Origin of the sequence: Roseburia hominis, from assembly GCA_040702975.1 — a bacterium.
GTDB classification, from domain to species: Bacteria; Bacillota; Clostridia; order Lachnospirales; family Lachnospiraceae; genus Allocoprococcus; species Allocoprococcus hominis_A.
Genome location: CP159990.1, coordinates 3,708,558 through 3,730,846, shown reverse-complemented (window position 1 = coordinate 3,730,846; position 22,289 = coordinate 3,708,558). Strand labels below are relative to the sequence as shown.

At 40.6% G+C, this 22,289-nt stretch carries 20 protein-coding genes and 1 pseudogene; 18 read left to right on the top strand and 3 right to left on the bottom strand.

The features are described from left to right. Positions 1-134 precede the first annotated feature (134 nt). The 15 genes and pseudogenes from ABXS75_17210 (at position 135) to ABXS75_17140 (ending at position 16,080) form a co-directional block, all read left to right on the top strand. A complete protein-coding gene (locus tag ABXS75_17210) occupies positions 135-1,556 on the top strand; it encodes a hypothetical protein (protein ID XCP84764.1) in 1,422 nt (473 codons plus the stop codon). Positions 1,557-1,571: 15 nt separating this feature from the next. Then, positions 1,572-3,059 carry an ATP-binding protein gene (locus tag ABXS75_17205; protein XCP84763.1) on the top strand — a complete coding sequence of 496 codons (1,488 nt, stop codon included), beginning with the start codon at positions 1,572-1,574 and terminating at the stop codon, positions 3,057-3,059. A gap of 38 nt (positions 3,060-3,097) precedes the next feature. Beyond that, positions 3,098-6,064 (top strand): DEAD/DEAH box helicase family protein, encoded by a 2,967-nt coding sequence (locus ABXS75_17200; GenBank protein ID XCP84762.1) that lies wholly within the window; start codon positions 3,098-3,100, stop codon positions 6,062-6,064. Between the two features lie 349 nt (positions 6,065-6,413). Then, positions 6,414-7,589 (top strand): AAA family ATPase, encoded by a 1,176-nt coding sequence (locus tag ABXS75_17195; GenBank protein ID XCP84761.1) that lies wholly within the window; start codon positions 6,414-6,416, stop codon positions 7,587-7,589. Position 7,590: 1 nt separating this feature from the next. Continuing rightward, a complete protein-coding gene (locus ABXS75_17190) occupies positions 7,591-8,118 on the top strand; it encodes a hypothetical protein (GenBank protein ID XCP84760.1) in 528 nt (175 codons plus the stop codon). Beyond that, a complete protein-coding gene (locus ABXS75_17185; GenBank protein ID XCP84759.1) occupies positions 8,100-8,234 on the top strand; it encodes a hypothetical protein in 135 nt (44 codons plus the stop codon). Before ABXS75_17190 ends, ABXS75_17185 begins: the two co-directional genes overlap by 19 nt. A gap of 156 nt (positions 8,235-8,390) precedes the next feature. After that, the gene (locus ABXS75_17180; protein ID XCP84758.1) at positions 8,391-9,101 is read left to right on the top strand and encodes a LytTR family DNA-binding domain-containing protein; all 711 of its coding nucleotides are present in this window, start codon (positions 8,391-8,393) and stop codon (positions 9,099-9,101) included. Beyond that, a complete protein-coding gene (locus ABXS75_17175) occupies positions 9,098-10,000 on the top strand; it encodes a hypothetical protein (protein XCP84757.1) in 903 nt (300 codons plus the stop codon). Before ABXS75_17180 ends, ABXS75_17175 begins: the two co-directional genes overlap by 4 nt. Positions 10,001-10,028: 28 nt before the next feature. Beyond that, entirely contained in the window at positions 10,029-11,342 is a 1,314-nt protein-coding gene (locus ABXS75_17170) for a GHKL domain-containing protein (GenBank protein ID XCP84756.1), read from the top strand. Positions 11,343-11,490: 148 nt separating this feature from the next. After that, positions 11,491-11,676 carry an LPXTG cell wall anchor domain-containing protein gene (locus ABXS75_17165; GenBank protein ID XCP87187.1) on the top strand — a complete coding sequence of 62 codons (186 nt, stop codon included), beginning with the start codon at positions 11,491-11,493 and terminating at the stop codon, positions 11,674-11,676. Positions 11,677-11,782: 106 nt separating this feature from the next. Then, positions 11,783-12,523: a hypothetical protein gene (locus ABXS75_17160; GenBank protein ID XCP84755.1), complete on the top strand. Its 741-nt coding sequence runs from the start codon at positions 11,783-11,785 to the stop codon at positions 12,521-12,523. Positions 12,524-12,603: 80 nt separating this feature from the next. After that, a pseudogene (gene tnpA / locus ABXS75_17155) lies at positions 12,604-13,007 on the top strand (IS200/IS605 family transposase). Between the two features lie 17 nt (positions 13,008-13,024). Then, a complete protein-coding gene (tnpB, locus tag ABXS75_17150) occupies positions 13,025-14,128 on the top strand; it encodes an IS200/IS605 family element RNA-guided endonuclease TnpB (protein ID XCP84754.1) in 1,104 nt (367 codons plus the stop codon). A 274-nt stretch (positions 14,129-14,402) separates the two neighbouring features. Beyond that, a complete protein-coding gene (locus ABXS75_17145) occupies positions 14,403-14,879 on the top strand; it encodes a hypothetical protein (protein ID XCP84753.1) in 477 nt (158 codons plus the stop codon). A 28-nt stretch (positions 14,880-14,907) separates the two neighbouring features. Beyond that, entirely contained in the window at positions 14,908-16,080 is a 1,173-nt protein-coding gene (locus tag ABXS75_17140) for a hypothetical protein (protein ID XCP84752.1), read from the top strand. A gap of 230 nt (positions 16,081-16,310) precedes the next feature. On the opposite strand, the gene ABXS75_17135 is transcribed toward ABXS75_17140, so the two are convergent. Then, positions 16,311-17,630 (bottom strand): Na+/H+ antiporter NhaC family protein, encoded by a 1,320-nt coding sequence (locus ABXS75_17135; protein ID XCP84751.1) that lies wholly within the window; start codon positions 17,628-17,630, stop codon positions 16,311-16,313. A 313-nt stretch (positions 17,631-17,943) separates the two neighbouring features. Here ABXS75_17135 and ABXS75_17130 point away from each other — a divergent pair, with 313 nt between their 5' ends. Genes ABXS75_17130 through ABXS75_17120 form a run of 3 tightly spaced genes read left to right on the top strand, consistent with a single transcriptional unit; the run spans position 17,944 to position 21,164 of the window. Then, positions 17,944-18,495: a nicotinate-nucleotide adenylyltransferase gene (locus tag ABXS75_17130; GenBank protein XCP84750.1), complete on the top strand. Its 552-nt coding sequence runs from the start codon at positions 17,944-17,946 to the stop codon at positions 18,493-18,495. Positions 18,496-18,551: 56 nt separating this feature from the next. Continuing rightward, positions 18,552-19,964, top strand: a complete 1,413-nt coding sequence (locus tag ABXS75_17125) for a 5-bromo-4-chloroindolyl phosphate hydrolysis family protein (protein XCP84749.1) — start codon at positions 18,552-18,554, stop codon at positions 19,962-19,964. 57 nt (positions 19,965-20,021) lie between these two features. After that, positions 20,022-21,164, top strand: coding sequence for a toxic anion resistance protein (locus ABXS75_17120; GenBank protein ID XCP84748.1), 1,143 nt, complete (start codon positions 20,022-20,024; stop codon positions 21,162-21,164). Between the two features lie 157 nt (positions 21,165-21,321). On the opposite strand, the gene ABXS75_17115 is transcribed toward ABXS75_17120, so the two are convergent. Together ABXS75_17115 and ABXS75_17110 are read right to left on the bottom strand one after the other, a co-directional pair. Continuing rightward, entirely contained in the window at positions 21,322-21,981 is a 660-nt protein-coding gene (locus ABXS75_17115; protein ID XCP84747.1) for an SOS response-associated peptidase, read from the bottom strand. Then, positions 21,942-22,283, bottom strand: a complete 342-nt coding sequence (locus tag ABXS75_17110) for a hypothetical protein (protein ID XCP84746.1) — start codon at positions 22,281-22,283, stop codon at positions 21,942-21,944. Before ABXS75_17110 ends, ABXS75_17115 begins: the two co-directional genes overlap by 40 nt. Positions 22,284-22,289: the final 6 nt, after the last annotated feature.

Genomic DNA, 22,289 nt, shown 5'->3' with positions numbered 1-22,289 from the left:
AATAAAATGCTTATTAAATAATTGGATAGATATTATTATGCATTCAAAACCTTTTTAAAGTTAATTTCAAGTATTTTAATTTCTTCTTGTATATGATATTCTATTAATAGTTTATGAAAAAGGGGCAGGCGAATATGCGAAGAAATACAAATGAATTAAAAAGTATAGAGGCGGAGTCAAAGAGATTTCTGGGGATTGAAAAAGAGAGTGCTATAGAGGAATTTCGCCAATGCGTGTTTGAGGAAATTTTCCGAAAAAAATTGGGATATAATCGCTCTTCAACTATTTGGGACAAGGAACAACAGGTATATATAATAGATGAAAATTTAAAAATCAAAATAACATTTGATGAAGTAGATGAAAGAAGTATAGTAAACCGTTTATTCAGAGATTATACAAATAAAGGAGTAAAGGACAGTACAGTTGAATGGGGAATGGTAATAAGCCCTAAAGGAATTTGGCTGTTTAACAATAGTATTGGCAAAGGAATATCGGATTTTCAAACGAAAAAGACAGTTTTAGAGATTGTTTATGGTAAAAATTCAGATCAGCATTATTTTGATTTCTTATCTTATGATAATATATGTGGCATTGAGCCAAATACATATTTTTTTAAAGATATTGCGGAATATAGAAATAGTTATTATAAAGGCGGTGAAAAGAGTTGGCCTGCTTACTCATCATCGTTAAAACGCTTTTTAAAATACTGTTCTATAGATTTGGAACTATGCTATTTTAAAAATGAGGTGGAAAGCGTTTATGATAAAATAGAGATAACAGATTTTTACAGGTATATAGAGAAAAAGACAAAGTTGGAGAAAGAGAATACTCTAAAAAATGTATTTTTCTATATTAAAGATTTTATGTGCCTTATGTCTGAAAAGAGTGCTTTTGATATCAGTACAAAAGTAATGTTGGAGGGGTTTTCTAAAACTTTAAAACGGGATGAAAAGCGGAATGTTATTAATCTGGATAAAATAAAAAAAGCGATACAATATTTAGATACTGGTAGAAACAAGGAAAGAGATGTTGCAATGCTCTTGATGGAATTATCTTTTGGCCTGGAACGGAGAAAATTACGCTTTTTAAAATGGAAAGAAAATGTCGATTACAGTAAAGATGGGAGTATAAAGGATAAATTAAAATTGGATGGAAAAGAGATACATATGCCAGCAGAACTCATAGGGGCTTTAAAAAAATTGAAGGCTCTTAATGTAAGGGGTGATTATATTTTTTACCGCACTAAAGATAACGGGGGAGAACCAATACGAGAAGATGTAATTAATGATGTGTTTAGTAAACTGACAAAAATAGATCCGAATGATGAATATTATAAATCATTGACACCTGCCAGCATAAGAGGGGCACTTGTGAGGTATTTACTTGCTCAAGGAGTATCTTTAGAAAAAATTATTTATTTAATGAATATAGAAATCTGGAATTTGGGAAATTACATATCATTAAAGGAAATTGATTGGATAATGGAAGAAAGAAATGATAAGGAAGATCATCCAATGGAAGATTTTTTGAAAGGCTTAAAGAGTGATTTAAGTTGAATGGGGGAAAGTAAAATGACACTTGAAGAAATCAAAAATGGTGAATCAAAAAATGTTGAATTTAAAATTATGCTTCCGGATGACAGCAAAAAGTATATGAAAACGATAGTTGCTTATGCAAATACAGCAGGCGGGAAAATAATCATCGGAATAGATGATGTCACAAGAAATATTGTTTGTGTTGAACCAAGTTCTGTTTTTAGGATTATGGATAAAATCGCCAATGCGGTTTCTGACATGTGTGTGCCTCAAATCGTTCCTGACGTTACGTTTCAGACAATAGAAGGGAAATGTATCGTCCAGATAGAAATATATCCGGGACAGAACAGACCATATTATATCAAAAGTATGGGAAAAGAAAACGGGACCTATATTCGTGTGGCGGGAACCAGTAGACCAGTTGACGAAGCAATATTAAAAGATTTGGAATATCAGGGAACAGGCAAATCGTACGACGAAATTGTTAACGTTGAAATAGACTACGATGAGGAGCAAGCTTTGAAATTGTGCAATGATATTCGAATGCATATTGCTGAATCAAGTGAACTTCCAATAAATAAAGTGAGGGAGATAACAGTCACTAATCTGGAAAACTGGGGGATTTTAAAGAAAAGTGGACAAAACTATCTTCCAACAAATGCATTTATATTATGTACAAATAATGTTTTTCGATTTGCAAAAATACAGTGTGCATTGTTTAAAGGAGAGGATAGGGCGGTATTTATTGATAGAAGAGAATTTGGCGGGCCGATTTATAATCAGATTGAGGAAGCTTACCAGTTTGTATTAAAGCATATTAATCTTGGTGCGACGATTGAGGGGATTGTTCGGAAAGACAAATATGAATTGCCGCCGGAGAGCATTCGGGAAGCAATTATCAATTCTGTTTGTCACAGGTGTTACTTGGATCATTCTTGTGTTCAGATTGCGATTTATGATAACAGAGTGGAAATCACCTCTCCGGGGATGCTGTATGGCGGACTGACAGTGGAACAGGCTATATCAGGGCGTTCAAAAATCCGTAATGTTTGCATTGCAGAAGTATTCAGCCGAATGGGTATTATTGAGCAGTGGGGAACAGGTCTCCAGAGAATGATTCGGGGCTGTAGAGAATACGGAGTTCGTGAACCGGAGTTTATTGACATGGGTGATGCGTTTCGGGTAAATTTTTATCGTTCAAATGTAAAGACTGGCACAGAAAATACAGAAATAGTTGCAGAAACTGGCATAGAAATAGCAAATGCTAACACAGAAAATAGAATGATTGGCACAGAAACTGGCATAGAAATGGTGGAAAATCAATTGTCTTTTTCTTTATCAGATACAGAGAAAAAAGTAGTAAGCCTGATTTTAAAGAATCCGGAAATTACGCAGGATAAAATGGCAGAAATTATAGGGATGTCAAAAAATGGAATCAGATATGCCATGAATAAATTGAAAAACAGAGGGATTCTTGTGCGAGAGGGGGCTACCAAGAAAGGGAAATGGTCTATTAAGAAGTAAATATGGAGTGGCAGGGAGAAATGATGAGGAAATTATAAATGAATATAGAAGCATATAATCTTGATTCTCTTCGCAAGTTGGTGCGAAGTCTTCAAGATGAAAACAGAAGATTAAAAATTCAATTGGAAAAGGCGGATATTCCCTATGAGTCTGAAAATATATTTGAAGAGAAAATCGAAAATATTGAGGAATATGATCCAGATCAAGGCGGACGAATCCAAAGTAAATATATTACAGAAGATCTAGCTAATAAATACTTCGCGATGTTCTGGGGAAGAACAGATGTATATGCGAAAAGAGGCACGAAGGGCGGCTATTTTCCGCAGTGCAACAACAGGTGGAATAATCGTATCTGTCCGAAACAGCAGGGTATAAAAATTAATTGTGAAGCCTGTGAACACAGGGAATGGACAAGGCTTGATCCGAAGAAAATTGTAGAACATCTTCTTGGATACAGAGAGGACGGAGCAGATGTATTGGGCGTGTATCCTCTGCTTCCGGATGGTACTTGCCGTTTCCTTGTCTTTGATTTTGACAATCATGAAAAAGGCGCTGAGAAGACTGATTTTGCAAATGTGGATGATGAATGGCATGAAGAAGTTGATGCTTTGCGAATCATTTGTGAAAGTAATGGGATAACACCGCTAGTGGAACGTTCAAGGTCTGGCAGGGGTGCGCATGTATGGGTTTTCTTTAAAAGACCGGTGGACGCAACTCTTGCAAGAAAATTCGGATTTCTTCTACTGGATAAAGGTTCTGCTTCGATTAATCTGAAATCTTTTCATTATTATGACCGGATGTATCCCTCTCAGGATGTTGCCAGCAGTATCGGGAATCTGATCGCATTGCCGTTGCAGGGACAGGCGCTGAAAAAAGGAAACAGCGCATTTGTTGATAAAAACTGGAATGCGTATCCAGATCAGTGGGATATCCTGCTGAATCAGACGGAAAAGCTGACGTTGGATGAGATAGAAAAGTGTATGACAAAATGGCAGGCAGAGCTCTCCAATGAAAAGGGAATGCTGGCGTTGCCCAATGTTCAAAACCGTCCGAAGCCATGGAAGAAAAAAGATGGCTTTGTAAAATCAGATGTAGTCGGTAAAATGCATATTGCCCTTGGAGATGCCATCTATGTGGATACGTTGAATTTAATGCCGCGCCTGCAGAATCAGATCAGAAGCATGGCAGCCTTTGACAATCCTGTATTTTATAAAAACAAAAGGCTTGGATATTCCAACTATTATAATTTCAGCGCTGTCTATATGGGAAAGGATATAGATGGTTATATTCGTATTCCACGGGGCCTTCGTGATAACCTGGTTTGCGCCTGTAAAGAGGCTGATATTAATTTTGAGATAGAGGATTACAGGGAAAAGGGGCGACCTATAAGAGTTGTTTTCCAGGGAGATTTGAGAACTCAGCAGAATCTGGCGGCAGAGCGTTTGCTTGCATATGATCATGGCATTCTCAGTGCTGCCACCGCATTTGGGAAAACGGTTGTCTGCAGTTATCTTATCGCAGAGCGTAAGGTTAATACGCTTATTTTGCTTCAAAGTAAAGATTTGCTGGAGCAGTGGGTAGAGGAACTGAATAAATTTTTGATTATAGATGAAAAGCCTCCCACTTACAAAACCAAAAGCGGAAGAGAAAAGCGCAGAGACAGTGTCATTGGCATCCTGCATGGCAGTAAAAATACTCTGACAGGGATTGTTGATGTTGCTATGGTGGGCTCCATGTACAGTAAGGGGAAGTTCAATGAATTTATCAATTCGTATGGTATGGTGATTATGGATGAATGTCATCATTGCGGTTCAAGTACGTCTATTGAAGTTATGCAGAAAGTGAATGCCAGATATGTCTATGGTGTATCAGCAACACCGAAACGTGGGGATAATCTGGAAAAGATTATTTATATGCTTTTGGGACCAATCAGACATAAGTTTACGGCGAAAGAGCGTGCCGCAGAGCAAGGAATCGGTCACTATGTATATCCAAGATATACAAGAGTAATTGATACAAATGAGAGTAAAAATAATATTAATGAGGCATATTCTTTGATCAGCACAAGTCTGGTCAGAAATGAAATGATTCTTGAAGATACAAGAGCCTGTGTAAAGATGGGCAGAACCCCGGTAATTCTGACGAGATACAAGAAGCAGGCAAAATATCTTTATGATAATCTGCAAAAGGATGCTGACAGGGTATTCCTTCTATATGGAGATAACAGTGACAAAAAAAATTCCGATGTGAGAAGGAAGTTAAAAGAAGTACCAAGGGAACAAACCCTGATTCTGGTTGCAACCGGGCAGAAGATTGGAGAGGGGTTCGACTATCCTAGGCTGGATACACTCATGCTGGCAGCACCGGTATCTTTTAGCGGACGGCTGGAACAGTACATAGGAAGGTTGAACCGTGATTACGAGGGAAAAAAAGAAGTAGTTGTCTATGATTATATAGATTCGCATATTCGAGACTTTGACAAGATGTATGTAAATAGATTGCGTACTTATAAACGGACAGGATTTCAGTTAATCACTAATAGTGTTCTTTCAAAACAGACAACGAACGCAATTTACGATTCCGGAAATTATGCAGATGCATTTGAACGAGACATTGTTGAGGCGGAAAAGAATATCCTTGTTTCCAGTCCGGGGCTGACACAAAATAAAGTGGAGCGTTTTATTTATCTTATAAAGACGCGGCAGGAAGCCGGAGTGAAGGTTACGGTCATAACGACAGAACCGCAGAATACACGGTTTGGGAATCCCGATTTTTATCAGCAGATGGTCTGTGAGATGCAAGAGAATAGTATTCATGTAATTGTAAGAGATGAGGTGGCAGAGCATTATGCGATTCTGGATGATGAATTGGTGTGGCATGGAGGTATGAATCTGCTTGGCGAGGAGGATGCATGGGATAATCTAATGCGGATAAAATCAGCCGAGGTTGCAGCAGAATTGTTGGAGATTACGTTGAAGAATGATGAAAATATTAAAAAAGTATAAAATTTTATTAGCCCTTACTTGACAGTGCAAAGGAATTTACCAGAGCTCGGCATGGAAAGAAGGCTGGGGGAGAAGGGAGCTTGGTCGACAATATGGTAGTTCTCTGTATGAGAGACTACTGATTGGAAAAGACAAAGATAAAATCTTAGCGACTTCGCAAAAAGGGCAGATTATAGAAAAATCAGGAGATATTGTAAAGGACCCTTATGTGCCGAATTCAGTGGAACAGATGATGGAAGGATGAAAAAATAAATAAAAACAAAAAAGGCGTAAATAATATTGAATATAAGATAAGATTGTGGCATAATATAATTATAAAAACATAAATTACGTGAATGGAGGTAGCCATATGAAACTTTTAAAAATTAATATACAAGATATGCCACGTTTTAAAGGGGATATAGATATAGATTTCATCGCAAGACAGAGAGTTGATGAAGATGACAAGGAGAGGCTTTATTGTGTTTTTTCAAATATATATATTAATCCAGTTCTTTCGTTTATTGGGATTAATGCATCTGGGAAAACAACAATATTAAAAACAATTTCATTTGTAATTAATTTGCTAAACAATGAATCTATTAATAGTATTGAGGTAAAAGAAATACTGAATGATTTATTAGAAGGAGAAAATGTTAAAATTACAAGTTTCTTTTATGAACAAAAAAAAGTTTATAAGCTTCAGACAGTTATTACTAAAAAAATTAATTTGATAGATGAAAGCGAGAAATTAGTAATTTCGGATGAAAAACTATGGGAAAAAGAGGCTGAGAAAGTTAAAACAAAGAAAAGTTTATTTGATTTTAAAGATTCAGATATAAAGATTGAAAGAAATCAAAAGGAACAATTTTTGTCGGATGATGTAAGTGTTATGATTGCTATAAATAGGGAAAAACAATCGGGTTTTCTTTTAAGAGACATGTCGATGTGGACAAATCATAATATGTTGAATGTCCTAGGTAAATTTCCAAAAGAACTTTTAACTTTTTTGGATCCAAGCATAGAGTATTTTAAATGTAGTATTGAGAAAAAATCCACTGATCTGAGACTGAAATTTCACGGTTCTGAGGAGATAATTTTGAGAAGTCCTAGTGAAATTGAAAAATATCTTTCTTCAGGGACTATAAAAGGAATTAGTGTATTTATGAATGCCTTATTCTGCTTTGTGGAAGGTGGTTATTTGATTGTCGATGAATTAGAGAATCATTTTAATGAGGAAATTGTTGCTACACTTGTACGATTTTTTATGGATCCAAAGGTTAATAGACAAGGTTCTACTTTGATTTATTCTACGCATTATGCAGAATTATTAGATGAATTTGAGAGAAATGATTGTATTTATATAGTTAGAAATCGAGGCGGAATCAATGCAGAAAATTTATCGTTTATCTTAAAAAGAAATGATATTAAAAAAAGTGAGGCGTATGAAAGTGGATATCTAGAAGGTACTGTACCAGTATATGAGGCGTATATGGCATTAAAGAAAGTCCTTTCTAGTGTGGAAATAAGGGAGGATGAAAAGTAATATGTCTAAATATACGGCTTGTATTTGTGAAGGCGGCGCTGAACGGGCAATTTTGGATTTATTACTTGATAGTCATAAATTGATTTTTGAACGAGAAGATCTGCTTGAAGAGGAAGTACTAAGATGTAGAAGTGGTAAGGTATTTGAAGAAAGATATTTAAGAAAAGAATTTGAAGATAAGATTACAATATATAGAATTTTGGATTCAAGAGGTGAAAAATTTAATTTAAGTAAAGCATATCAGGATAAGGTTGATGTAAAAAATGTGATAACGGCTCCAGAAATTGAAAAAATTATTATTTGTAATGAGGGAAAGTACAAGGATTATGAAAAAGAAGTGAGAAAAAATCCAAGATTAAAACCTAGTAGTTATTGCAAATCAAATTTAAAGTATAAAGATGTAAAAAAATATAATTTTGTTAAAGAATACTTTTCTGATATACAAGTTTTAGTCGAGGCTTTACATGAGTATCGAAGAATTTCGAAAGTTCGAGGAGAAGAGATGACGATATGGGATTTGCTACGGTAAAATATATTATTGATGCAGGAAATGCAAATGTGGAGGCAGAAAAAGTCAAAGAAAGCTATAACAGAGAGCAATGTTTATTGGTAAAAAAGCCGCATATTTTTGTGGCAATGACTTGACATCCTCGGGAGCACTGTATGTGCAGGATAGTTTACCATAATAAAGTTAAAAAGACGAAAATATATCAGTTTTCAGCAAAATTGGATTGTCGTTGAAATTGTGTACATATGTAGAATATGGTATAATAAAACGTATTGTACATATGAGGTGGAGACATGTTAAAACTTGCAGTATGCGATGACAGTTTATTATTTTTACAAGAGATGAGAGAATTATTGGAAGCGGATCAAGGGGTAGAAGAAGTTGTTGTTTATGAGAAGCCGGAAAAGTTGTTGGAGGAGATTGAAAAAGGGGAAAAGGAGTTTGACGCTATTTTCATGGATATAGAATTTGACAGAGAAGAAAACGGAATACAGTATGTGAGAGAGATTTTCCGGGAAGCACCTCACATTCAATTGATTTATGTGACAGGGTATCATGACAAATACATACAGCAGATTTTTTTGACGGACACCAATCTTACCGGTTATCTGATGAAGCCTCTTGATAAAGAGCTTCTCAGCCAATATTTGGATAAGATTCGTGAGAGGAAGACTCCGAAGAATGTGCTCACATTTTCCGTCAGGGGGAAATCCTATATTATAGCAGCGGACCATGTTCTGTATCTGGAAAGTGACAATCACAGAGTTTTCATTCATACGGAAGAAGGTTCCTACACTGTTTATGATAAACTCAGCAACATTCATGAGAAGCTTCCTTCCAGTTTTATTCAGTGCCACAAAAGCTTTCTTGTGAATATGAACCGGATTCAATATATGGAAGGAAATGAAATCTGCTTTCAAAATGGGCAGAGGGTGCCGGTCAGTAAAATACAGCGGGAAAGAGTGCGAAAAAGTTATTTCCTGCATTTAGGTAAAAAAATATGATGGAACAAGGTTTTATTTATCAGATAATAAATGCAGTAGTGCAGAGCATAGCTGCTGTTACGATAGGCGTCTGTCTTGAAAACCTGCTTACGGGGCGAGAGGACAGAGCTTCCCGGGGGAAAAGAATTACATTCTGGGTTGCCATTACAAGCTTCCTGACGTGTGCCAAATGTCTGTTCCCGCCTCGGGGAGCCTGGATTCCTGTAGGCAACCCGATCTGCATGACGCTGTACTACATTTTTATGCTGACTTATTTCTATCGTGATAAACCATGGATTAAGATAGCTCATGCCAGTGTGCTGATTTTGCAAAATGTATTTTCGGATGCTTTCCTTCTTGTGGTTTTGGGCGAAGTAAAGGAAATGGAGCTTTTTCATTTGGACTTTGCAAATCCATATATGGCAGAGAGGTCTGCGATTATTGCGTCATTGAGTCTTTTGTTGAACGTTATTTATACAGCTATCGTACTCAAAATAAGGAAAAAGGGGAAGGGCCAGGCAAGTCCGCTATGGATTGCAGCTCTGCTTCCGATGTTTCTTATTCTTTTGATGATATGGGGCAGCAGAGGACCGCAGGTGGTAACCGGGGATTCTAATTGGTATTTCATTTTGCTGTGTATTTGGTCGGTTCTGGAATTTGCGTTGGTGATGCTCTACTTAAGCCAGATGGAAAAGCGTGAAATGCAGGCGGAGGAAGCCAGACTTGCGCAGGCCATGGCGTTGGAAAGGGTTCACTACGAGCAGATCGAGGCCCGCCGTGAGGAGATGGCAAAGCTGCGCCACGATTACAATAATATCCTGACATCGGTATTGTTTCTCGTGAAAAATGAAAGAACCGATGAGGCCGGGGCGGCAATCAAAGAGTTGCTGGAGCGTATCCGTGCTGCGGAGGAGGAATGAAATTTGTATTTACAGGGGAGGGAGCCGTATGAGCGAAAGTGGTTTTATTTATCAGATTATTAGTGCAGTAGTGCAGATTATGTCGGTTATTGTGAGCGGAATCTGTATGGAAGGATTGTTGACAGGGAGGGAGGACAGAGGCGGCAAAAGAAAAAGGATTGCCATCTGGAGTATTTTGTGCAGTGTTTGGGTAATCATCAAATGCCTGTTTGCGATGCCGCCTCATTATTATAATGTGATCAATCCTATTCTCATTACTTTATCTTATGTTTTTGTGCTGACTTATTTTTATAGCGATAAGGCGTGGATAAAGTTTACGCATGTCAGTATGCTGATTATGCAAAGTGTTTTGGCAGATGTGATTCTTTATATTGTTTTCGGAGAAGTGAAAAAGCTGAATCTTCGGTATGCAAGCTTCGCCAATCCCTACATGGCAGAAAGAGGTACCATGGTTGCGGCGCTGACAATTTTTTTGAATATCGCCTATATGGTGGTTGTGCTGAGACTGCAGAAGAAGAGAAGACACACCATAAGCCCGATATGGCTTGCCGTGATGCTTCAGATGCTGTTTGTCTTTATGATGATATGTGCCATAAAATGGTCGCAGGCTGGCGGTGATGATTTTAAACTGTATTTCAGTTATTTTTGTTGTTATACTGTTTTGGAGTTTGCTTTAGTTATGCTTTATGTCGGTCAGTTGGAAAAGCGTGAAACACAGGAGAAGGTCAGGAAGCTTCAGCAGGAAGGGGAACTTAAAAAGGCTCATTATGAACAGATCGAAGTCCGCCGTCAGGAGATGGCAAAGCTGCGCTGCGATTACGGAAACATTCTTACATCCATACTGGATTTGCTGGAACATGGGAAAAAGGATGAGGCGGAAACGGTGATTCAGGATTTATCCGTGCGTATAAGCGCCACAAGGGAATACCCGTTCTGCGCAGTTCCGATTGTCAATGCCATTTTGACGGAGAAACAAAAAGTATGCGAAGAGGAAGGCATTTCACAGGATCTGAATCTGATGATTCCCGACATGACAGGAATTGCAGAGCTGGATCTTTGCATGATTTTTGGAAATCTGATGGATAATGCCATCAGAGCCTGTAAGGAAGTAAGAGAACAGGGGAAAGAGTGTGCGATTACTTTAAATGGCGGTATAGCACAGGAATATCTGATTATAAAATGTAAGAACACCGCTTTGGAAAACCATAAGAATAAAATATGGGGAACCGGCTATGGCCATAAGATTCTGGCGGATATCGCCAGGAAATACGGCGGTGACTTTCAGACTATGTATGAAAAAGAAAACTTTATGGCTCAGATTAGTTTGAAATTGCAAAATTAGACCTTTGTCCGGCAGAATTGGATGATAAATATCTTTGAAAAGGGGAATTCTGCTACTCCGTTATATTGGAGATGTCTGGCATTTGTGAAAGGCTGGAATTTTATATCGGATCTCACGGAAGAGCCGGAACCGGATACATCACTTGTGAATCCGGACTTTTGAACATGCATCTGACTATGTTGCAGTCATTGATGAAAAAAGTAATACATCAAATGAAAATAATGTACCTAAGACAGGGGATCTGGCTTCTGTTACACTTTATGTTTCATTGTTAGCATTTGCAGCTGTGGTACTTGTGGTATTATTAAGGAAAAAAGTGAATAATAGGATTTAGGACGGGATTATCCCGAAGGATTTACAAACCTCTAAACTGATGTAACTTAAAATGACTCAGTTTGGAGGTTTTTTATTGCGGAGAGGACCATAAGAGATATTTATGGATGAATACAAAAATTTGTCCGGGAGAGGTTTCCGGTTTAAAAACAGGGTTGACATGTGATATAAAAAATGCAATAATATGTGTAATGAAAAATGCTTTAAGAGGAAATGTATATGCACAGAAAGTGGCGAAGTTGAGAGATATAACGTATTATAAGGAAAGGCTGTTTATGAGAATTAATACATATGCTAAATTAGAAACTATATATAAAAGGTATAGAGGCTATGTGGCGACAAAGGTACTTCTTGATGAAGGGTTTTCAAATCGCCAGATAGCGGTTCTGGTTGAAGAAGGCTATTTTGAGAAGATCGCTCATGGATATTATTGGCTGGCTGGAGGGCAATATGAGAAACCACAGGACTACAAGTGCGTTGAGGTATGTCTGAGCAATCCGAAGGCTGTTATTTGTATGGATAGTGCGCTTTACTATCAGAGGGCGATTGAGACGGAACCTGAATATTTATCAGTGGCTACAAAGCGAACAGATCGCAGTATGTTGAAGATGAATTTTCCGACAAAGCGACATTATTTCTCGGATAGTAATTTTCAGATTGGTATAAGAAGACAGGAGACAGAATTTGGATGTTACCAAATTTATGATATTGAGCGCAGTATCTGTGATGTACGGCGTTTGGAGCCACAAACCACGCTGGAAATCATAGATGGTGTAAGAAATAATGAACGGCAATATAAACGATTATTGAAATACGCGGAATTGCTTAGAATAAAGCAATTGATTTGAAATAGGGCTACCGCAATCTCACTGGCTTTAGACGGTGGGTTAAGGTAGCCAAAAGTAGTGGTTTGTGCTATACTTACGCTATGGGAACATGGAAATCGAAAAACAGACACAAATATTTATTACCGTACCATATTATTTTTGTATGCAAATACAGAAAGAAGTTGCTAATATCAAAACAAATATCAGATGATATAAAACAGTTCTCTTATGAGATATGTCAAAACATAATGTCATTATCAGATATATGGAAACGGACAAAGACCATATCCATTACATGATAGAAACAGAACCAACGATGTTTATTAGTAAAATCGTAAATCTGATAAAGAGTTATACGACATATCATATTTGGGAGAGATATCCAAACGATCTCAAAAAGCATTCCTGGAAAGAACATACATTTTGGACAGATGGGTATTTTGCTTGCAGTGTGGGAAATGTTTCGGAAGAAATGCTTCGGAAATACATAGAAAACCAAGGTTAGAAAGGCAGTGGAAGCGGATGCTGAAAGCATATAAATACAGGATTTATCCGGATAACGGGCAGAAAACCCAGATTGCAAAAACATTCGGTTGCTGCCGTTTTGTATATAACCGGACACTTGCATATCGAAAAGAGGCTTATGAGCAAGAGAAAAAGTCTTTTAGTAAAACAGACTGTAACAATTACTGTAACAGGGAATTAAAGAAATCATATGAATGGCTAAAGGAAGCGGATAAGTTTGCCCTGACGAATGCAATTTACAACATGGATTCTGCCTATCAGAAATTTTTTAAGGAACATTCGGGCTATCCAAAGTTTAAGAGTAAACACGATAATTATAAATCATATACAACGAATTTTACGAATGGGAATATAACTGTAAATTTCGAGACAGGAAGAATAAAACTTCCAAAATTAAAAGAGGTAAGGGCAAAGCTACATAGAGAGTTCCGTGGCCAGATAAAATCAGCTACAGTCAGCCAAGGTCCAAGTGGGAAATACTATGTGTCAATACTGGTAGAAACAGAGCATGAAGAATTAGCGCACACAAATCAAAGTATAGGTTTGGACTTGGGGATTAAGGATTTATGCATTACATCGAATGGGAGAAAGTACGAAAATCCAAGGACAATAAAGAAATATGAGAGGAAACTGGCAAGGCAGCAAAGGAAGCTGGCACATAAGGAAAAAGGCAGCAAGAATTATTATAAAGCAAAGAAACAACTCACAATATGCCATGAGAAGATAACAAACACCAGAAAAGATTATCTGCATAAGATTACACACGAAATTGTCAGCGAAAACCAAGTGATAGTTTCAGAAAATTTGCAGATAAAAAACATGGTTAAAAACCATCATCTGGCAAAGTCCATAAGTGATGTATCATGGTATGAGCTGACAAGGCAACTGGAATATAAGTCAAAATGGAATGGCAGGGAATATATCAAAATAGATACATTTTATGCCAGCAGTCAGTTGTGTTTTGTCTGTGGATATCAGAATACAGATACAAAAAATTTGTCAGTGAGAGAATGGACATGTTCTGTATGTGGAGCGAAACATGACAGGGATATCAATGCGGCAAAGAATATTTTAGCGGAAGGATTACGGCAGATAGCATAAAAGAAGCATATATAGGGAAGGGACTGCCCGAATCAACGCCTGTGGAGATAGTAGGTTACGAGGTCTGTGAAGCAGGAAGCCCATTGGCTTTAGACAATGGGTAGTTCACGAATTCTGTAAGAAGGTACAGGCTGGAGAAATCTATGTAGAATATGAGACCCACTATTATGAATTTGACTCGGACGGAAGATATATAGATGACTGGAAGGTATGGCACAATGACCCCAAGGGAGCATTTCCTTTTTTAGATAGGACGTTCAGAGGATGCCGCGATTTGCTTCGTTTGGGAGAATCCGGACTTGCCAGGGAAATATTGGATAAAGTTTGCCGGTTGGAGTTTCAGGTCATTGATGCAGAGGATTCAGAAGATATCGGAGATGATTCTCCATTTACGGTTGCTGATGCTGAAAAGGAGCGGAAACTGTCTATGTGCATGTCTGAAATAGGCCATGACTGGGTAGAGGCATTGCTCTTAGATAACGAGGATGAAAGTCCGGAGTTTGCCGGAAAGCTCCTGGAAGTTCTGGACAATGAAATGTGCCATGAGATTAATTTGAACGATTTTAATGGGCTGTTTTCTGATAAACTTCTGGATTATATAGAAGAACTTTTGGAAAAGAAGATAGAAAAGATTGATGCAGACCTTAAGGTATTTTCGGAGGAAAGCCGAGCCTGGTGGGAGAAATATGCGCTTGAAAAGAAAAAGGCCAGAAGCCAGCATCATCTTTTGGATATCCGTAAGAAATGCTGACAGAGTTTTGATTGCTGGAGGTGCTGTTGTGAAAAATGGTTTGCTGTTGAACAGTAAAAAAGTGGATTCGAATGAAAATATTTCAAGCCAGAAAATGCAAAAGAAACTGACATGCTATGAGCTCATGCATGGAAACAAAAAAGTGGCAGAGATTAATACAAGAGGAGAGGCCGCGATTCTGGAAGAAAAATTTTTCCCTTATGATCTTTATCTGGAAGAAGAAAGGGATTTTGACACTTTGATCAATAATATGAATAATTTTTACCATTGGTGTGCTTCGAGAGTGCTATCTCTGGATAGAAAATATGCAAAAGAGATTTTGAATAGTATCGGTATGGCGCAGGCAACGACTGACTTAGACCGTGCAAAGATATCCTTGTCGTATCACTGTGTGTCATTAACAGACATTTATTGGGTGAGAGAGAAGAATGAAGCAGTTTCATTTGATAGTCTGAATCTATATGATCATTCATTGAATGAAGCGCTTGTGGCACTGCCGTTGCGTGGAAAATCTATGACAGTTACGAACCAGGAGCTGGCGCCGGATCTGTCTACCAAGGGCTGTTTCCCTAAAGCCTGGATTAGAAGAGAGAATGATTTTATTCTGTTGAAAGATGGCGGAGATGATGCAGTAAAAAGAGAATTGATCGCAAGTAGAGTGTGCCAGTGTTTTGATTTTCCCCAGGTAGTGTATAAAGAAGGTTTTTATGACGGGGAAAGAGTGACAGAGAGCAGGATTATAACCTCAAAACAGTATTCTATCATTTCGAAAATGGCGTTTGAAATATATGCACTGAATCATGATCTGAATGTACTGGAAGAGTGTATAAGAGTAGATGAAAAAACATATTATGGAATGAATATTCTGGATTATCTGGTCGGGAACATAGACCGGCATCCGGAGAACTGGGGATTCCTGGTCGATAATCAGACGAATGAATATGTTTCTTTGTACCCTATCATGGATTTCAATCAGAGCTTTGGAAGCTATGATACGTTGGAGGGTGCGCCCTGCCAGACCGTGTATCCTGAGAGAAAGACACAGCGCGAGGCCGCGATTGAGGCAGTTCACCGTATCGGGCTTCATCAGGTGAAAGAGGTAGATGGTAGTATTTTTGAAGATATGACAGAATGGAAAGATATGTTTTTTAGAAGACTTGAAGAACTGAAACACATTTCAAGCGCTGGGATGAACATTTAAGGTGACCGGCGAGGATAAATATTTTAAGTTTGAATAAAAAGAATATTTTACAAAAAGCAGGAAACAAAAGTCAGTGATATGCTTCCTTCCAAGCGACAAGTTTTTGCTATTGCACTTGTCTGGAGGGGGATAACACAGAAAAGTTGTTTTCTGCTTTTTGGTGCCAGGCTTCTTTCATTTCTTACAGTGTACGGTAGTAGGATAAATAACAATTGCGTACATTGGTCAAATTAGTTATTTTTTCGTTTTTTCCCCGGAACTATAAAAATAAACACCAAAGAACTGAGCAGTAACATATAAGGATACAGCAGATTAGGCATGATATCAAATGCGGATATCTCATAACCCAGTTCATTTACGGTCGATATTGCTACCAGCATCTGTGCACCGTAGGGAATCACGCCCTGGAAAATACAGGAGAAGGTGTCCAGAATGGAGGCAGTCTTGCGCGGTGAGATATCGTACTCTTCCGCCATTTCTTTCGCGATCGGGTTTGCCATAACGATCGCAACGGTATTGTTGGCGGTGGCAATGTCCATGGCGCCGACCAGAAGACCGATTCCGAGCTGCCCGCCGCTGTATCCCTTGAAAATGCGCTTGATAAAGCTAAGGAGAGCGGCAAAACCACCATACTCGTGGATCAGTGCGCAGAGGGCGGACACCAGGATCGCTACCATGGCAGTCTCAAACATTCCGGCGACGCCGGAACCCATATTTCCAAGAAGAGCGGTTGCTTCGGTTGCGCCGGTGATCAGCATGATAGCGGAGCCGGAGGCAATACCGATCAGCAGTACGACGAATACATTGATTCCGATGATACCGCCGATCAGGACCAGCACGTAAGGGATGATCTGAATCAGGTTGTAGTCTTTGACGATAGCCGCGCCGGAATCCAGGCCGAGCGTTCTTACGAATATAATGACCAAAGTGGCGATGGCGGCAGGCAGGGCGATCCAGAAATTCTCCCGGAATTTATCTTTCATCGCACAGCCCTGGCCGTTGCAGGCGGCGATGGTGGTGTCAGAGATAAAAGAAAGGTTGTCCCCGAACATAGCGCCGCTCATCACGGCACCTACGCACAGCGGCGTGGAAAATCCGGATCCGGCGGATACGGCGGCAGCGATCGGGGTGATCAGGGTGATTGTCCCGACAGAGGTTCCCATCGCAAGGGAGACAAAGCAGCTCACCAGGAACAGAACCAGTACGGCGAACCGCGCCGGGATAATGGAGAGGAGGAAATAGGCTACGCTCTCCGCGCTGCTGCGTCCTACGACTCCGACGAAGATTCCGGCAACCATGAAAATCAAAATCATGGTGATAATATTCTTGTCTCCCACGCCTTTTGCCATCAGCTCCAGCTTATCGTCAAAGCTAAGGCTCCGGTTCTGGAGACAGGCGACCAAGAGCGCGGTAAGGAACGATACGACGATGGGGATATTGTAGAAGCCCATGGGAATTTTCATGATATACTCAAACAGGATTCCCAGCCCCAGGTACATGACGAGAAAAACGCCGATCGGAAGCAGTGCCTTTCCATTTTCTTTTTGCATTGCAAAGTCCTCCTAAAGTAATTGATAGTATTTGTTCTGACATTGGTATTATCTATTGTATCATCAGTGGAGTAAAACTGCTACTATAATTTATATGATATCAGGGTCAAAAGGTCATGTATGACATGCTCGCATGTCAATACATGACTTTGGGACCCGCAAAATACCTTTTGACCCCAACATCATTTATATCCGTGTTATTTTTGCAAATAAAACTATTTCCAATTTATCGGTAATGAAGTATAATATTTTAGTAAGAGTAGAGGAACGGGATTTCAGGGGAATCGGCGAAACAAGAGAGGAGAATGACCGAATGATTGAGACAGGGGTTGTATACGGCAGGTTTCAGGTACTTCATTTGAAACACATGGAATATATTTTGGCGGCGAAGATGAGGTGCAGAAAATTATATATCGGAATTACATTTCCTGATGACATCTATAAACCGGAAGATGAGGAACTGAATTACCGGACGAAGAAGGGCGCCAATCCGATGACTTATTTTGAACGTTTCGAGATGATAGAGGAGGCTCTTCTTGATTTTGGAGTGCCGAGGGAAGCCTTTGACATTGTTCCCTTTCCGATTGACAGGCCGAAGTATCTCAGGCAGTATGCTCCGAAAAGAGCAGTGTATTTTATGAGTATCTGCGATGAGTGGACCAGGGCGAATGAGCGGCTTTTTGAGGAACTGGGACTTACGACGGAGGTGCTCTGGAGGAGAGAGACGAAGGACAAGGGGGTTACAGGAACGCAGATTCGCCAGAGGATCCTTGCGGGGGAACCGTGGAGTGATCTGGTCCCCAAGAGTGTATATGAGTACATAGTTTCACACCGAATCGACAGCAGGATTCGTTTTACGAAATAATGAAGTAAAAAAGTAGATTTGTAAGGCTCACTTTATCAGAAAAACAGGAGGATATCATGGGAAGCCAGGATTTTGAACATTTCGGGGAGGAGATCCGCAGAACTGTACAGGACGCGGTGGATTCCCGGAATTTTGCGAGTTTGAATCAGACCATTACAAATACGATCAATCAGGCGATGAACAGCGCTGCACGGACGATCGACCGCACCGCGAAGAATGTGGATCGTTTTGTGAACTATGGGCAGAACGCCGGAAGAAATAGAAATAACGAACGATACGGCGGCCCTTATGGAAACTTTGGACAATATAATGGAGAAAGCAGCCATGGAGAGTATAGACAGGGCACCGGTCAGCAGGGTACCGATAGGCGGGGGACTGCACAGAATGGGACGCATTTTGGCGGCGGAATGAATGGCGCCTCTTCCGGTGCATATTGGGAAGAGGCGGCAAAACGGACGCAGACCTATCGTGCCAGCCAGAAGAAGAATCCGCTTTATGAGCCGGGAACAGCGGTGAAGGCGGGCGGACTCATTTTAGCTATCGCAGGATATGGTATCGGAGGCGGGCTGCTTTTGGGACTTATCAGTGTGTTAGCTTACTTTGGGGCAGCACATGAATTTTCCAGTATAGCGTTTCAGGTTTCTTCGTCTATTTTGGGAGTACTGACCGCAGGCTGTGCAGCCATGGCAGTAACCGGAACTTCTATGTTAAAACGAATAGGACGTTTCCGGTCCTATGTGCGGGAACTGAATGGAAGAGAATTCTGTAATATCAAAGAGCTTGCAGATAAGCAGAAAAAATCCACAAAATTTATTGTGAAGGATCTGCAGAAAATGATAGGGAAAGGCTGGTTCAGGCAAGGGCATCTGGACCGGCAGAATACCTGTCTTATGGTGACGAACCAGGCATATGATCAATATCTTCAGTTGGAAGATCAGATGGAGCAGAAGAAAAAGGAAGAGGAGCTGCGCCGGGAGAATGAACAGAAGGCAGCGGCCGAGAAGGAGAAAAACGGCAGCGCGTCGAGGCTGTCTCCCGAAGTGCAGAAGATTATCGAGCAGGGCGATCTTTATGTGGAAAAGATTCGTAAATGTAACGATGCTATTCCGGGGAAAGAGATTTCAGACAAAATCTCGCATATGGAGATGCTGGTAGACCGTATTTTTGACCGGGTGGAGCAAAGTCCGGAGTCGGTGACGGATATTCACCGTCTGATGGATTACTATCTGCCGACGACGATTAAGCTGTTGGAGGCATATGAGGATCTGGACGCACAGCCGGTGGGTGGTGAGAATATCCAGAACTCCAAAAAGGAAATCGAAGCTACATTGGATACGCTGAATATGGCGTTTGAAAAATTGCTGGATGATCTGTTCCAGGATACGGCATGGGATCTGTCCTCAGATATTTCTGTATTGCATACGATGCTGGCACAGGAAGGTCTGATGGAGGACGGTTTAAAGAAATAAAAAAGATGACTTCCGACGCAGGGCAAGCGGCAGGGAGAAGAAAATGGGAGGTAAAGAATGAACAACGAATTTGAAACATTTGCACAAGCACCGGAACTGACTTTGGAGCCGTTTGCGATGGACACGAAGCAGGAGATTCAGAGCACACCTAAGCCACAGGAGGAAGAGGTACAAGGAGAGAATATCTTATCTCCCGAAGAACGTGCGGCGGTGGAGAAATTTGCATCTCAGATCGATCTGACTAACTCTACCATGATCATGCAGTATGGTGCGGGAACGCAGAAGAAAATGGCGGATTTCTCTGAAAGCGCCCTTGAAAATGTGAAGACGAAGGATTTGGGAGAAGTAGGCGATCTGCTGGCAGATGTGGTAAAAGAACTGAAGGATTTTGATGAGGAAGAGGAGAAAGGCTTCCTTGGAATTTTCAAAAAAACCTCCAATAAATTGCAGGCGATGAAGGCAAAATATGCCAAGGCTGAGACGAATGTGAGCCAGATCAGCAAGGTTCTGGAGTCGCATCAGGTACAGCTTCTCAAAGATGTGGCAATTCTGGACAAGATGTATGAGCTTAATTTGACTTATTTTAAGGAGCTCACGATGTACATTCTGGCAGGAAAGAAGAAATTAAAAGAAGTACGGGAGACTACGCTGGCACAGCTTGTTCAGAAGGCACAGGTGAGCGGCCTGGCAGAAGATGCGCAGGCAGCAAGAGATCTGGATGGTATGTGCACCCGGTTTGAGAAGAAGCTTCATGATCTGGAACTGACCAGGACCATCTCGATGCAGACTGCACCGCAGATTCGTCTCGTTCAGGGCAATGATACGCAGATGGTGGAGAAGATCCAGTCCACTCTGGTGAATACCATTCCGCTCTGGAAGAGCCAGATGGTACTGGCGCTTGGCGTAGAGCACTCAGCTCAGGCAGCAAAAGCGCAGCGTGAAGTGACGGATATGACGAATGAACTGCTCAGAAAGAATGCGGAAAAGCTGAAGATTGCAACGATTGAGACGGCACAGGAATCCGAGCGTGGAATTGTTGATATGGAGACACTTAAGAACACCAATGAGTCCCTGATCTCCACTTTGGATGAAGTGATGCGCATCCAGCAGGAAGGCCGTCAGAAACGTCAGGAAGCAGAGCGAGAGATGCAGCGTATGGAATCAGAGCTTAAGAATAAGCTGTTGCAGATCCGCGCTTAGTTGCCATGCATACCTGAAATAAGGTCCAGTGGACCTTATTTTGGTTGCCAAGCATACCTGAGTGAACGTCCAGTGGACGTTCATCTCGGTGTATCGTTGACTTTTGCATAAGACTGCCGGATATTTTCCCATTGGAAAGGCGGCCAAACGTCAGGGATTAACCGAGAGGAAATAACTCAAGCTGCTCATATTCCTGGTCGCGAGCCATGGAAAATGGCACTTTATGCAGCAGACGGATGGCAGCTTCCTGATCGAAAAGCCAGTTTCTTGCTTCACTTTCCTCAAGGATTAGCGGCATACGGTGATGGACCGGGCGGACAGAAGCATTCGCCTCGGTGGTAAGAATCGCGAAATATTTCTGTCCGTTATCAATCCGGTAGATACCGGCCATATAGAATATCGAGTGACCTTCCCGATGGAAGGTCACTTTTTCCTTTTGGTGATTCCATTCATAATAGCGGCTTGCCGGGACCAGACATCTCTGCGAGAGCATACTTTGACTGAAGGCAGGGCGCGTAAGCACCGTCTCAGCGCGGGCGTTGATCAGACGTTTACTTCCCTGAAAGCCGGGAAAGCCAAAGATCATCGGTTCTGCGGTGAGACTTTTGCTATTCTTCTGGCTGGAGATAATTACAGAGGATGTGGCAGGGACGATGTTATGGCCGGCCAGCTCCTCGGAGAATTCGGTATGGAAGGAAGAACCCGCGTCGTAGGAAGACGGTCCTTTCCCATTGGCTTTTCGTATGAATTCTCTGATCTCATCATATAAATCTGAAGCTACATAATACCGTCCGCACATGCTTTCACGTCCTTCCATAATACTTTCCATTCCTGTCGCTCTATATAGTATAGCAGGTAAAAGGAATATCTGCACCCCTCAAAATCTGCACTGCAGCGGTACTCCAATGTGGGAATCCCACAGTAGTTCTTCTTTTCGCAGCTCATAGTATGAATGGGAGAAATGGTACGGATCTCCCCATCCTTGTCCTGAAATTTTAACAGCTTAGGCATGGCCTGACCGGTGCTCGTAAACCAGACGCCGCAGGCAATCGCCTCCTGATGTCCCCGCAGCTTTCCCGCATCCGGCTGCTGCGCGTTAATTCCGATTCCTAACCCCATAGATGA